This is a genomic window from Pseudoalteromonas luteoviolacea CPMOR-1, assembly GCF_001625685.1.
Taxonomy (GTDB): Bacteria; Pseudomonadota; Gammaproteobacteria; order Enterobacterales; family Alteromonadaceae; genus Pseudoalteromonas; species Pseudoalteromonas luteoviolacea_K.
Genome location: NZ_AUYC01000030.1, coordinates 1 through 15,049, shown reverse-complemented (window position 1 = coordinate 15,049; position 15,049 = coordinate 1). Strand labels below are relative to the sequence as shown.

Annotated in this window: 9 protein-coding genes; 3 read left to right on the top strand and 6 right to left on the bottom strand. The window is 43.8% G+C overall.

Features of this window, described 5'->3' with window-relative positions:
- Positions 1-66: 66 nt before the first annotated feature.
- On the top strand, positions 67-1,326 hold the full coding sequence (locus N473_RS12530) for an alpha/beta hydrolase-fold protein (RefSeq protein ID WP_063368205.1): 1,260 nt from the start codon (positions 67-69) through the stop codon (positions 1,324-1,326).
- 67 nt (positions 1,327-1,393) lie between these two features.
- On the opposite strand, the gene N473_RS26215 is transcribed toward N473_RS12530, so the two are convergent.
- Positions 1,394-1,567 carry a hypothetical protein gene (locus N473_RS26215; protein WP_155401385.1) on the bottom strand — a complete coding sequence of 58 codons (174 nt, stop codon included), beginning with the start codon at positions 1,565-1,567 and terminating at the stop codon, positions 1,394-1,396.
- A gap of 176 nt (positions 1,568-1,743) precedes the next feature.
- On the opposite strand from N473_RS26215, the gene N473_RS12525 reads away from it, so the two are divergent.
- Positions 1,744-2,934: a DUF418 domain-containing protein gene (locus N473_RS12525; RefSeq protein ID WP_063368204.1), complete on the top strand. Its 1,191-nt coding sequence runs from the start codon at positions 1,744-1,746 to the stop codon at positions 2,932-2,934.
- 52 nt (positions 2,935-2,986) lie between these two features.
- Here N473_RS12525 and N473_RS12520 read toward each other — a convergent pair whose 3' ends face one another.
- The 4 genes from N473_RS12520 to N473_RS12505 all read right to left on the bottom strand — a co-directional run bounded on the left by N473_RS12520 (position 2,987) and on the right by N473_RS12505 (position 13,379).
- Positions 2,987-5,758 carry an Ig-like domain-containing protein gene (locus tag N473_RS12520; RefSeq protein WP_063368203.1) on the bottom strand — a complete coding sequence of 924 codons (2,772 nt, stop codon included), beginning with the start codon at positions 5,756-5,758 and terminating at the stop codon, positions 2,987-2,989.
- A gap of 106 nt (positions 5,759-5,864) precedes the next feature.
- A complete protein-coding gene (locus N473_RS12515) occupies positions 5,865-8,507 on the bottom strand; it encodes a glycosyl hydrolase family 18 protein (RefSeq protein ID WP_063368202.1) in 2,643 nt (880 codons plus the stop codon).
- Between the two features lie 24 nt (positions 8,508-8,531).
- Complete coding sequence (locus N473_RS12510; protein ID WP_063368201.1) at positions 8,532-10,142, bottom strand: lytic polysaccharide monooxygenase; 1,611 nt, start codon at positions 10,140-10,142, stop codon at positions 8,532-8,534.
- Positions 10,143-10,208: 66 nt separating this feature from the next.
- Positions 10,209-13,379, bottom strand: coding sequence for a glycosyl hydrolase family 18 protein (locus N473_RS12505; RefSeq protein ID WP_063368200.1), 3,171 nt, complete (start codon positions 13,377-13,379; stop codon positions 10,209-10,211).
- Positions 13,380-14,039: 660 nt separating this feature from the next.
- On the opposite strand from N473_RS12505, the gene N473_RS12500 reads away from it, so the two are divergent.
- Positions 14,040-14,507: a DM13 domain-containing protein gene (locus tag N473_RS12500; RefSeq protein ID WP_063368199.1), complete on the top strand. Its 468-nt coding sequence runs from the start codon at positions 14,040-14,042 to the stop codon at positions 14,505-14,507.
- A 56-nt stretch (positions 14,508-14,563) separates the two neighbouring features.
- On the opposite strand, the gene N473_RS26510 is transcribed toward N473_RS12500, so the two are convergent.
- A partial coding sequence (locus N473_RS26510) for a hypothetical protein (RefSeq protein WP_196766408.1) occupies positions 14,564-15,049 on the bottom strand: 486 nt, incomplete at its 5' end.

The following is a 15,049-nucleotide window of genomic DNA, read 5'->3' as shown; positions in this document are numbered from 1 at the left end:
TGTTCTCCTTGCTCAGTTTGTCACACTGTAGCCTCACATATCACAATAATAATTCAGGAGCGTAACATGCAATTTGTATGGTACATATTATTTTTCATCGCGACTTTTTGTACACAAGCTAGCGTAACCCCAATCACAGAAGCACCACTTATCGTTGGCAAAACGCTCAGTATTTCCTCCAAATATATAAAGGATGCGCCAAACTTTGATGTGTATTTACCCTCGGACTATCACACCACATCTGAAAAGCGTACCTACCCATTGGTTGTTACGCTAGATGGTTGGCTAGTCTCTGAGGTAACAAATGGTATTTTAAGCCACCTCGGCGACACCGCTTCCATGCCGCAAGCCATTATCGTGTCGGTTCACTCTCATAATAGGTTTGCATGGGGACCTGAATTGTATGTAAGTAACAGCGGTTGGCAGGGGGAAAAGTCAGACCGCTTAGAAGGCTTTTCACAGGGGCGCTCGCAGGACATGATTAACTACTTGCAACAAGAGCTGTTTCCATTTTTAAAAAGTCAGTACCGCATCAATGATTTCCGTATTTTCATCGGCGCATCGCCCACAGCAGCTTTTGGTCTGCATACCTTAAATGCAGCGCCTAATCTATTCAACGCGCATTTCCTATTTGCTGCAACCGATGTACTGGGATTGGGCTATACACCTGACACCACCATGATTGATGCAATCGCTAAAAGCTTCGAGAAGACCCCCGACAGAACCGGTTTTCTCTATGTCGCGTCAGCAAAGCAAGAAGCTGAGAGAAACCCAGTTAGGTACACGCTTGCCAAACAACTTCGAGAAGCACTCGCCCCTTATTCAAAAACATTTAAGTTAAAAGTCGAACACATAGATGATTATGGTCACTACCCCATGATAGTGCCCGGATTATTAAACGCCATCGGCCTTGTATTTCCGCGTAAAGACTGGGATATAGGCGCTAAGTTCATCGAGTTCACAAATAACGGGGATCAAACACTGACAGATATCCTCGCGCATTATCAAATGCTTAGCAAACAAGTGGGTTTTGATGTCTACCCTAACTTAAACCTAAACAACAATGCAGCCTGTATTCGTGCTATCGCTCAGCGCTTACGAGGTCAAGGCCGCTATGGTGAAGCTGATGCGTTATTTAATTATTGGATATCACACTCGCCACGCTCTGCGTCAGCTGTCGCTGGACTTGCCGTCAGTAAAGAGCTACAAGGTGAAGCAAGCGAGGCACTGACACTCTACCGTCAAGCATTAACACTATCTGAGCCTGAAAACACCAAAAGAAAGGAGTGGTTGACAGGTAAAATAGAATCACTGACAAAAAAGTAAATTCTGCCTCTCATATAATGAGTGTGTAACCCATAAGGACCTGTTCCATCAGGTCCTATTTACGCGCTTAATTACACTTATAACCATTAATCGAAACAGGGCAAGAGTAATTAGGATCAGAAATTGGGCCACATCCCATTGCAGAAATACCACCTGCTATTTGGCGTGTTTTTTCTTGATTTAATGAAGCCATTGTCTGCGAAAGGTTTTTTACGCTCTTTTTGTTCATTTTTAATTTCATTATTATTTCCTTTACGTTGTTGAGCCAAGATTGGCAAAACCAGTGTGTCGCTAATTTGCACAAACAGGCACTAGACAATCGTCTAATAAACAAACAAGTTCACAAAAACGTCATATAGTCATACTCTTCTTTTATTGAGATAACATAACAATTACCAATTGATAAAGGATGCTATCATGGTCATGCCACACACACCTATGCCAAGTTATGGTCGGATACCGCTCCTAGACACTATCCGCGGGTTTGCCTTATGCGGCATCATTTTTGCTAATTTGATGAGTTTTTTTGGGTTTTATTCATTAAATTATGCGCAGATAAGCCAACTACCTTTTGCTGACAGAGCCACGTTATTTGCTATTGATTGGCTGGTTGAGGGTAAATTTTATACCGTGTTCGCCATATTATTTGGCGCAGGATTTGCGCTATTACATGAACAAAAGCAAGGTGCTGATTTTGCTTCGTATTGGCGCAGGAGAATGGGTGTTTTATTGTTCATTGGCCTCATCCACATGTTTTTTATCTGGCATGGCGATATTCTTGTTTTGTATAGCCTTTTAGGCATGACATTGCCTTGGTTTATACGTTTCTCTGCGCCTCGCTTACTTTTTATCGCCCTCACGCTCCTGTTTATACCTTTACTCATTCACCTTATGGCCATGATCAGCAAAGATACCAGCTTTTGGTCAGCTCTAAAATTGATTGCGCTAAGTTTAAAATCAAATCTCGGGTATGAGCATACCAGCTTACTGAGCATGCGCACCTCAACCGAATTTATGGACGTGTTTATTGCAAATATATATAGCGCGATCCCAAGACCCATGTCTTATCTTATTACGGGAAGGCCCTTTCAAGTTCTTGGGCAATTTTTGCTTGGGATTTATTTTGTCAAAACTTTTATAGTGCATGGTCGTATCAACATCGTTATTTCGTGGCAGGCCATCGCTTTTTTAGCGCTTATAGGACTTTTACTGAATTTAGTGTACGCCGTTATCAAAGCCATGACAGGCAGCCCGTTTTCTCTTAACTTAATTGGTTTTATGCAAGGTGTGTGTTACCACCTAGGATGCCTATTCTTGGCATTGACGTACCTTGCTTGCATCGTCAAGTTAGTCGATAAATGCCACAACAAAGTTGCACTTGGGCTTAATACATTGGGGCGTATGTCACTGACCATGTATTTAATGCAAACCACTTTCTGCGTCATGCTGTTTTATGGGTATGGCTTAGCACTGATGAATACTTTGCCGTTTTATTTGATTGTTGTATTTAGTGCTATCATTTTAGCTGCGCAAGTATCTTTTGGGCTATGGTGGCTCAATCAATTTCGACAAGGTCCTGTAGAAATGATGTGGAGAAAGGCGTTGTAAATATGTAAAAAAGGGCCGGTAAATCGGCCCTTTGGTCAATTTCAAGAGGAGATTATTTACACTCGCCTAGGTGTTTCCAGACAGCCCAACGACTAGAGTATTGCGCGGGGTTTTGATTACGTGTCCACCACTTCGCTTGATATAACTGCCCATCAAGGCTGGCTTGCTTACCAGAGGTATATACGCTACTTGCCTGCCATGCTGGCACATCACAGCTCGGTTTACTGCCATTCACCTTAAAACGGTTTGTCGAAGACTGTGTACTCAGACCTTGTGCATCCGTTGCAATGGCAAATACACTGTAACTCCCAGCGGATGTCGCTTTAAAGTTTGCACTGTATGGTGCCACACTAGATACTGCCACTTGCTTGCCATTCACAAAGTAAGCGATTTGCTTTAAATCGTTGTCTTTGTCACTGGCCACAACTGAAAGCGCAACTTGCTCACCAACATTAAATGTACTGCCATTCGCAGGACTTGTTAAGCGTACGCTTGGTGCCTCTGGTGTTGGCTGTGGCTCAGCATTTGTCACCGTTATGGTGCGACGAACAGCCGCTGATTGTGCATCATCATTATCATAAGCAACCGCTGATAGTTGATAGGTACCTACTTCAAGTGGTTGATAGTTAAATGCATAAGGTGCACGCGTTAGCTCGGTTAGCGCTTGACCATTGACACTCACTGCAACTTTAGCAATCTCACCATCACTGTCATTGGCAGCAAATCTCACTGACACAGATTCACCTAATTCAATCGATACATTATTTGATGGTGAAGTGAGTGATAAGCTTGGTGCTTGATTTGGCTTATCAGCTACACCACCACACTCTAGTCCCTTTTTCCATACACCCCAGGATCCTGAATTGCTCGCTGGGTTTTGGTCTCTGTTCCACCACTTCGCTTCGTATTCAAATCCATCATAGGCGACTTTATTACCCTGAGTATAGACTTTGCCACCTTGCCAAGGTGCAGTTTGACATTGACTTGGGTCGATCAGGCTAAACGACACCGGTGCAGCGTCTGTTGATAGACCTTCATCATCGGTCACTTTGGCTGTTACCGTATATACCCCTGTTTTATCTGTGCTAAATTGCGTCTCAAACGGCGCTTTCAGATCGGTATTGTACAATGCCCCATTGACAAAGAACTCGACCTTCTCAATTGCACCATACTCATCTTTAGCATCAGCTTTAAACGTAACGTCACTGCCAACCAGATAGCGTCCGTTACTTTCTGGACTGGTAATAGAGATGGTCGGCGCTTTATTTTCAGTACAAGCAAAAACACCTACTGCTTTAAACGCTTCTCCCACAGCCTTCGTATCGTAGCCCAAGTCAGCCGCAGCATCTGTAACGCCACAAGCAAGCGATTCGAACTTACCATTGTAAACCCAAAAGTTTTTATTGGCATGAAGCATCACTTCATAAGCTTTTTTAACGCCCCAACCTTCACTGTTTGCGAGCAAATAAAAAGCGCGATTAAATACACCCGAACTGTGGTGAACACCCATGCCTATTTCAAACTTGCTGGCGTGACCGATAGATCGGCCATCTCGCTCTGGATTTTCCATATAACGAAGCGCCGTTCTATTTTTAAATATGCTTGCGCCAATCAGCCAATCGACCTCACAAGTGCCATCTGGTTTTTGATTCATAAAGCATTCAAGTGCTTCAGAAGTCATATCTGAAAAGGATTCATTCACGCCACCAGACATATTGCTATAAACCAATTTAGAGTTTTGATGCGTCACACCATGACCGATTTCATGGGCAACAACCCCTAAAGACGTAAATGGATAAACGCCGTAGTTATCTAAGTCACCATCACCAAAAGTGACCTCTTTACCATTCCAAAACGCGTTCAAATAATCTTTACGATAATGGATTCGCATAACAAGGTCGCCCGATAATGCACGGCTATCGAACCAATCATTAAACATGTCTATGGTTGCTTGACCATAAAACATCGCGTCGTTGAGTGGTGAATAAGCACCATTTACATGCTTATGAGTATTTTCGTGACATGGAAATTGATACGTTTGCGTATTGGTTGTGCCATGCTCCATGTCAATCACACGTATATCTGTATGAGACATTTCACAATTTCCATTACCGAGCTCCTTTGCATGGAACTTTGGCATATCATCACCATAATAATGCTTGCCAATTTTCTCATTCCCGCCCGGACCCATACCAATTTTCGAGTGATTAAGTGTTTCAATGCGCGACAACACTTCACCTGTATGTGCATCAATTGCAAACTCTGGGCGCATTGGTGCATGCTCAGTTTCAGCAAATAAGGTCACTAAATAAGCGAGTTTTGCCTTGCCTTGATGAGGGTAAATAACCAGCTCAACCTGTTCATCTGATGTTGCAAGCAGCTCAGTAATTTGCTCTTTTGCAAACTCAATGGCTTGTTTATCCGAAATACTTGCTTTAACCGTATCAAGCGAGATATTTGGAACCACAGAGCCACTGATTGACGTAATTTCACCCTCAGGTTGAAACCAAACACTTAAAAAGTTTTGTTCATTATGGTGAGTGACAATTTCACCGCCGTACACCCGCACACCTTTGTAGTATTGGCTGCGGCGCATATGGCGTCCGTCTTGCGTTTGTTGGTGCGTGATAAACTCTAAATCTTGCTGCTCGTCACTTGAAGCCACTCTAAAAAAGCTGTGATGTTGTGACAACTGCGACTTGATATTTGCCTTCAATTGTTCATTGTTGTGCAGGCTTACAGGCTCGCTGGCCAATGCCGCGAACGTTGAAAAAACACCAACACTTGCCGCGACCAGTAGTGCTATTTTTTTTGCTTTTAACATGGATATTTACTCTGTACTTGTTGTTATAGTAAGAAGGTGCATCCATGCACCAGAATGAACTCGGTTTGAATGAGCTCGACTCAAACGAGCTCAGTTAATTAACCTGTTATAGCTTGCGCCATACTGAGTTGCTGCCCGGAGTTTGACCACGAGTCCACCAGCGAGCTTGGTAGGTCTCACCATTGTGAACCACTTTGTCACCACCGGTATAAACTAGGTCACTACGCCAATCGCGTACTTTGCCATCATCAGGAATGATCTCAGCCCATACACCGCCATTGCTTGGCACAGCACCACGGGTCCACCAACGCGCTTTATATTGAACGCCTTTGTACCAAACCGTATTTCCACCAGTGTAAACCTTGTTTGCATCCCAAGTTGTCTTGCCATCATCTGGCGTCGGCTCTGGATCCGTTTCCACATTCTTAATCGTGACATTAAACTGACGCGTCACGCTGTGCTCGCCATCAGATACCACAACGGTGCCTGTGAGTGTCTCTGTTTGTGTTACTTCACCTGCTTTTACCGTGACAGTGCTGCCTGTGCCCACAATCGTGTGACCCGGTAATTGCCATGCAAAGCTCAGTACTTTACCTTCAGGATCCGTTGCTGATACGCTGATTGACTTGCTGGTATTTTCATCGAGTGAGATCGCTGAAATATTGCCAACTACTGGTGCTTTGTTTTCAACAACAGGTGCTTTAACAATGACTTTTACCGTGCGATTAACGGTGTTTGCACCATCACTAACAGCTAAGTTGACGGTGAACACAGAATCACTTGTGACACTTGGTGCAGTCACGATAACGCTGTCATTTTCACTTTGTAGATTTAAGGCCGCATCACCTTGCCAAGAAAAAGTAAGCGCTTTTCCTTCAGGATCGATAGCTTGAGCCGTCAAAACATCAATATCGCCCGCATTTAACGTAATCTGGCTCGTCAGTGTCACAACAGGTGCTTTATTCACAGGCGTTGGGTTTGTTACTTTACCTGCAAGACCTTCGTGCATTGCATTTAAGATGTCACCGTTATCCGCATCAATTTCCCATGCAAATAGACCCGCTAAATTATGCTCACGTACATAGCGACCTTTTGCGCGCACAGAGCGAGGGCTGTCATAGGTAACCAAGGTGCCTTTTTGGCGATTCCAAACATATGCTGCTTCAGCTTGCTCATCGTACCCTACTTCAAAACCATTAATACCTTGCTCATCATGACCAATCATGTGTGCTTTTAGTCCCTTGTAGTCGATAACGCCTGCTTCCCAAACACCTTGCGACGTCGAACCGCGTAATTTACCATTTGCTGGCGCAGTCATTGGGTTATCAGCAATTTGCGCATTTTGTGGGTATACACCTTCCCAGCCACGGCCATACATTGCTGTGCCTACGACTAACTTTTCACTTGGCACACCTTGGGCTAAGAGCAATTTAATGGCATTGTCTAGCGTATATGCAGGGCCTTTTCGCGCTTCGCCTTTATCATCAACACCCGTGCCATTACACTCATCTGTAGACATATGCGAGCCACAGTAAATCGCAGTCTGGTGACCTGTTACATTGTTCCAGCCACCTGCAAAGTCATATGTCATGGCAAAAATGTAATCCATGTATTGTGCAGCTTGCTGATAATCAACATCTTCAATTTTGTCGTAGCCAGTACCAATCGCTGAAGTCAGTTCAAACTCACGACCCATCTCAATCTCAAGTTCATCGAGCATCTCGCGAAGCTCTTTCATAAGAATGATATAAACTTCGCCATCTTTGTCTGAACCTAAGTCTGGGTTTGCACCGTCACCGCCTGGGAACTCCCAGTCAATATCGATGCCGTCGTAGAATTTCCATGTCTTGAGGAATTCACGCATTGAATTCACAAAGGTGTCACGGTTTGCTTTCACATCAAAGTCAAAGAACGGATCTGAAAGTGTCCAACCGCCCACAGAAGGTAGAATTTTCAGATCGGGATTACGCTGCTTCAATGCCATTAGCTGTGCATATGTACCACGAATTGGATCTTTAGAACTGATCCCCGGTAATGCTTTTTGCACCGCAGCCCAAGGGTCATGGATCACCACTTCGTAGTCTTTTGAGCTACCACAGGCCAGCTTAAGTGCTCTCAAGCTATTGCCGTTTTCGATTTCCGCCAGCGAGTCATTTGGACCACATACTGGGATAAATCCATAAAGTAAGTGGGTTAAGTTATCCGCAGGAATTTGTGTCACATCGAACTTACGACCATAAATACCCCACTCAACAAAATAAGCACCGACAACTGTATTAGGATCCGTGTCAAACTTCTTATTGTTTGGATTCACATTCAGTTTAAGTGGCTCTAAGTGACCGCCATCTGTATCGGCGATCACGATTGGCTTTGACGCAGACATTGAACAGCCGGATGCATCACACAATGCGATTCTTAATTCATGACGACCAGACTTGTGATATGGAAAACGGATCGTACCACCGGTTGTGCCCTCTGCGAGTGTGCCTTCATTCACCACTTCATTGTCAAAATACACTTTATAGCTGTTGCCGCCTTTACCTGACCATGCATTCCATTCAATTTGAATGTCCACCACGTCTTTGGCTTGGATCAGTTGCTTGTATGACCCACGGCCATAAATATTCACGTCAACAAACGAGTAATTTTGTGGTTTCCAGTTAATACTTGGTGTTGATGGCGCAGCCACAACAGCGGCACTCGCAAGCGCTGCACCGACAGCTGCAGCAGTAGTTAAATATTTAAACATTTTTGAATTACCTCTATGATATTTTTATAGTTTTTTCCAAACGGAATGTTGGTCTGGTTGCTGATTACGTGTCCACCAGCGGGCTTGATAACGCACACCGTTAAAAGTCACGATTTCACCGCCACGGTAGGCTTTGCTTGACTGCCATGATGTATTGCCTGCGTCTGAATCATCACCACTTGGCACTAACTCCCATGCATGGCTCGACGTTGGTAGCTGACCACGTACCCACCATTTAGCACGGTAAGTCTTGCCTTGATAAACCACAGTATCGCCAGCTGTGTAGATTTTGCTGGGCGCCCAAGTATCGCCTGTTGGCTTATCCGGTGTGCCCGGATCGGTATCGATGTTTTTAACATTCACAACCAGTGGGACTGTTTTGCTCAGACTGCCATCTGACACGGTCACTTTGCCGTCAAAGCGCGTATCCGCGTCCACCTTTGGCGCAGTGATCGTGATGGTTGAACCAGAACCGGTAAAGCTCAATGCACTTGGTAGCTGCCAGTCAAATTTAAGGGTTGGCTGCTCGTCATCAAATGCATGGACATGCAAGTGCTTGCTCTGCTCCTCATCAATGGTGATGGGAGCCGGCGTATGCACTGTTGGTGCGGTATTTTTCGGCTTTGAGATCACCGATAAGTTGTAGCTATATGATTTGTCAGATAAAAAGACTTGGTTGCTCGAAACCGCCTCAGAGTTAAACTCAATGTTACCCGAGCTGTCTTTCACACCGATGCGCACAATATCAGCAAATTGCGTGCTGAGATTTAAAGCAAACTGACTTTGCCAGTGTACTTCATTGGCTGAAGTGACATCGAACCGCTCTTGAATAAGCTCATTGCCATTACCGTCGAATACTCTAACCCACACCGTGTCTCCAGCACTTGCCTCTTGACCCTGCTTAACAAAATAATCAACTGGGAACCAACTATCTGGCGTCGGTGTTGGCTCAGTGCTGCGCACAATGGTCACGTCACTACAGTTATAGAAGCCTTCACCCACCACATCATCACGCTGCCAACGGCTGTATAAAATCGCATCACCAGAAAACTTTTCTGGGATCGCTACTTCCATCTCGTAATAGCGCTTGCCATCTGGTGCCATGAAAAATGCAATATTTCCATGCTCTTGCACCAGCTCTAAGTCATGCCAAGCAAGTGGTTTTTGCTTAAAATCAGTACCCGGCTTGGTTAAATAAAACTGCCAAAAGCTGGGGTTATGCGGTGTTGTAGCACGGTAGCGAATTTTCACTTTGCCATTGGCATTCGGTTTTATCTCCGTTGCCTGCCACTGCGTTGAGGGAATATTCATCCCCGCTTTTTGGCTATCACCCGCGCCACACAAGGTGCCATCTGGGATATTTGCTTCAACAGCAGCTTGGTTGCGAAAATCAGCTGTGTTTGCTGCAAACTCATGCTTTTGAATAAATTGCACGTGTTCTGACTTAAGGTATGCAGTACGGCATGCGGCATTGGGGATTTTTGAGCCATCTTTTGGCCACCAAAATCCACCTTGCTCCTGACAGATTGCCTGCCTCGCTTTGGGAAAGTCCATATAGCCATGCGCGTTCACTTTACCAATGACGCCCACACCTATGGCTACGCCAAGCGCGCATAAGGTTACTTGTTGTCTCATAGTTTTCTCATTTATTGATTGTAAGAGTGATCCGCAGATCACTCCGGTTGGGAATAAAAGTGGCCGTTACAGGCTACATACTTTTTGCCATGCGCCACCGTTGCTTGGTGTGCCATTTGTCCACCATTTGGCTTTGTAAACAGCGCCGTTATGGATCATCATGTCGCCGCCGACAGCATGACTTGGATCACCTGCCCAGTTGGTGCGAGGCCAATTAGGGTACGTATTGATATTTTCAATTTTCACGCCTTCACACTGCTGCCCATTTGGTGGGGTTTTATCGCCGTCACCTGGATTTGGATTGTGTTTTTTAGCGACTGGCAGCTCTGGATATTCAGAGGCAAATGCATACTGCTTACCGTCTTTTTCAACGACAAAGTTCACAGGACCTGTGATAGGCATGTAGTACATAACCTGTGCGTTCACAGTCTCACCTGGTGCAAAAGACTCAAGCTGACCACCCCACTCATTTTTAAATGTGATTGAAAAACGGTGGAATTCATTTTCAAAACCGCCGATGTTATTGCCAGCAGAATTTGACGCATCATGCTCTACACGCATACCCAGTTTTTTGCGCGCATTCCAATTTGACTTGAAAATTGCGGAGGTAGAAGTTGGTACGTTGAACGTAATCGTTGCACCCGTCAGGTCAATCTCAGAATTATTAGTAAAGGCAAAGGTTGGACGAATTGGATAGTTTTGGTCACCCACAGGGAAGTCTTTCGCTTCAAATGCAATATCAACCGCTTCGGTTGGTACTGCAAATGCACTATCACCAACATGATTGTCATAGGCAACACCACTTTGGTTAAATGTGTTGTATGCCAGCGCTGTCATTGTTGAGCCCATGAAGTACTCGCCCTTATCAGCGTGATAATCAAAGTCACCAGCAAGCTCCCAGAACATCACACCGCCCAGGCCCTTATCAACGACATAGTCTAATTTGGTTTTCATAGACTCAGTGTCTTCCATCGATAGGAATACTTTTTTCTCGGCGTTATACAGCCATGGCGCAACAGCAACGTCATCGTAATGGCGCACATAGTCACCACGCAGTACATCATCTGCATCCGTTTCAGGGGTTAAGCCATAAACTTCTAAGTAACTTGGGTTGATCCCATGCTCAAGGTTTTTCGCATGCCAAAGTGGGTTTGAACCGGCAGCCACTTCTTGACCGTTTTCAATGTCATGCCACAGGTTATCAATACCAATTGCGCCGTTACCGCATTTGTTCTTCTCACCAATACCTGTGCCTTTTGGACAATCGCTTTGGTTTGGCAAAGGTGCGCGACCCCATAAGCCATTTTCACCACCGCGTACGTCTTTAAAACCACGGGTGTAATATGGAATACCAATGTTGATACGTCCTGCTGGTAATGCACCGCGGAAATAGTTCACTGCCCAGTCGGTATTCAAATAACCAATGCCACCGAACTCTTTAGTGCCGTATACATTCCACACCTTAAGCTCTGTGTCTTTGCCCGTATCGTAAAGCGGCGCATTGTGACCAACATGATCGTTCCACGCACCGTGCAAGTCGTACGACATGATATTTACAAAGTCTAGATACTGTGCTGTTTGGAAGGTTTCCATGCCACGCAATAAATAGCCTGATGACGGAGACGCAATGGTCAACATATAGTGTTTATCGTCTTGCTCACCTGCTTTATCAAGCGCTTCACGTAATTCTTTCATCAGCACTTGATAAGATTTATTTAACCCCGCACGTCTTGCATTACTCACAGGGAAATCTTCTGGGTGACCGGAGTCTTTCATTGATGATGGGTATTCGTAATCAACGTCTAAGCCATCAAAACCATAGGTTCTTAAGAACTCAACCGAGCTTTTCACAAATTGAGCAATACCAGCATGGTTAACGCTGCCATCAGCATTCGTGGTCATCGTATAGAAACCACCGTTATTCACGCGTTTACCCGTTTCGTCGAAATAGCCACCAGTTTCAGCCCAGCCACCAACCGAGATCATGGTTTTCACGTGTGGATATTGCTTTTTGTATTTATTCAACAGGTTGAAATGCCCTTTGTAAGGCAAGCTAGGATCCATTTCAGCACCAGCAATACCAGGCCAAGTCATATTGGTTGCCGCATTACCGTCTGCATTCGGGTTACCAATACTGATCTCATTTTTATCATTGACGTGTGCAAACGCGTAATTAATGTGCGTAATTTTGTCCCATGGAATGTCTTTAACAAGGTAGCTTGGCTGATCGTTTTTGCCATGACGCCAACTTGTGAAGTAACCAATCACACGTCTTGGGTGGTCTGCGCCCATTTTTTCACGCCCTTCACTGTCATAAATATCACAGTAAGACGGCGTTACACCGGGTGTTTGGTATAAACCCGCAGGGCGACAATCGTCATGTGAGCTTTGACCATCATCTTTCGCTTTCACCGTAAAGGTTCGGCTTATTTTTTCTGATTCTAGACCGTGTTCATCTTTCGCGACTAAGACAAATGTCTGCGGACCTTTTGCAGTAGCCGTCCATGTATATTCGAACTCATTTTGTGATGTGCTCACTACTTCGATGCCATTCACAGAGAGTGATTGAGTCAAACTATCTGACTCTTTATCATTTGCAATCAAAGTGAATACTATCTGACTACCGACTTCTAGTTCACTTGGCAATTGTGCAGCTAAGCGTGCGATCGGTGCTGTATTTTGATCTTTTGGCGGCAACGCTTCAACCGTCACTTTTCGACTGACAGATTTTGCAGTAGCACCATCATCATCTAACGCAACACCGTGAAATTCATGCTTGCCTTGTTTAGCTTGCCAGGAAAAGTTATAGGGTGCCTGACTCAATACTTTTACCAGTGCGTCGTTGTGGTATACCGCAACATGCTTCACTTCACCATCACTGTCGCTCGCAGAGAAATCAATAATGACTTGCTCATTTTCAGCCACAGTGATATCCGCGATTGGCTTAAGTAATTTAATTGAGGGTGCTTGGTTGATAGGCTCTGCACTACTACACTCACCCAGCTTCGTCCATTCTTGCCACTGACCAGATTTTAGTTTTGGTGAAGAACGGTTCCACCAATTTGCTTTATATGCAACGTTATCTTGTTGCACCTGGTTACCACCAACATAAATTTTGCCTGCTTCCCAATTGGCTAGATTGTCACAATTTACCTCGGCAAAAGCCGACGCACTGATCAAACCCATTGTTATGGCGCTGAGCTTAAGCACCTTATTTGAGGATTTTGACACGCTCATTTGATTATTTCCTAATTTGTATGATTTTTGTTTATAAAATTACATTAAGTAACATATTTACCCAATGTAATACTGAGCAGCGGCGATTGTACCGATCCAAAAACACACCACAAGGGATTAGCAAAAATTAAAAATAACCAACCAAAGAACCAGAAAAAAGGTAATTTTAGACAAAATCATGAGTTACGTAACATATTGATATTGATTGCTTTGTTGATAAATAAACAACAAACAAACAGCAATGAATGTTAACTAAATTAACATCAATATTGTTTACTTTTATTTACAATATACCGAGGACAAACCAGAAGATAAACCATTTTTATTATTAAAAAATACAAATCTAATACTTTTATTTGTATCATAAGTAACCTAATCGGTACGTTGAGATTTCATGAATAGAAATAAAAAAAGAAACAATTACAGTTAAAAAAGGAATACTTTAGTATTTTCATACAATTACTAAGACACCATACTTTTACACATGAAAACTCAATTAATACGCCAAATGTCAATCATCATTTATCATTACAAAATACATTTTCTTGGAATATTTTTTCCTTAACAATTAAGTTAACACAAATAAAACATACAACAGTTTGACTCCTCGAGTGGTCAAGCTAAGGTTAAGTTACATTCATTTACTAGAGCATATAGAAGATGCGATTTTTGTTTAAAGTTTTGTTTACTGTGTTTATTTTTTGTGCCGGGTTTGCACTGGGAGTTTACTCTTTGCCCATCATGATGGCTCCGCCCGCCCCCACACAGACAGCGCTCTCTACTGTGGCTAATCAGGCAAAATTCACTGCGATGTTTAATAAAAACCTAAAAGGCTCAGACTTTTTGCATTTTGGTGAAGGCAGTGTGTTTATCGGGAAGCAAAGTATCGGGTTTGAAGGCAGGCTTGCACCAGGTCCTGATTACCGCCTATATCTCTCGCCGACATTCGTAGAAGATGAAGCCGAGTTTGAGCAACATAAAAATAATATGCAATTTGTCAGTATGGTTTCGAGCTTTAACGGCTTTATTGTCGATGTGCCAAACGGCATTGACATCGAAAAGTTTACAACGGTTGTCGTGTGGTGTGAAACATTTGGTGAATTCATCACGGCTGGTAAATATCAGTAACCGAATGATTAAATGACAAAGTTTAGGGGCCAAACAGGCCCCTATTATTAGATAATTTAGTAACTACCTAAATGAGAGTCACAGCCCTCATTCCAATATGCATCTATTCCTTTATAGTAGCCTCTCACTTGACCTGCGTAGTCCTTGCCCCTTTTTGTGCTACCATAAAATTCGAACCTGGACTCATAGATCTTTTCTAAGACTATTCTTTCCTTTTTGCTCTCATAATAATGCTGCAGCGTTAAATGAAGACGACCATAGTCATCACCACCTTTCCAAGTTGGCTTGAAAGATCCTTTACCTGCAAAATTAATATTTTTGTACATGCTGTCGTATCGAGAGTTCGATGCGATGACCATACGTTTACCCGCTTTCACACACACCTTATAGTACTCTTGGAACTGGCTATGGATATCAGGTCGATGCTCTAGGTACAAAACACCTAAATGCATTCGGTTGAAGTCGACTGGATTAAGCTCATTGGTTGGAAATGGTACGAAGTCATCAGGTCTTGCCCCTGTTGAATCGCCTGCGCCGTATGA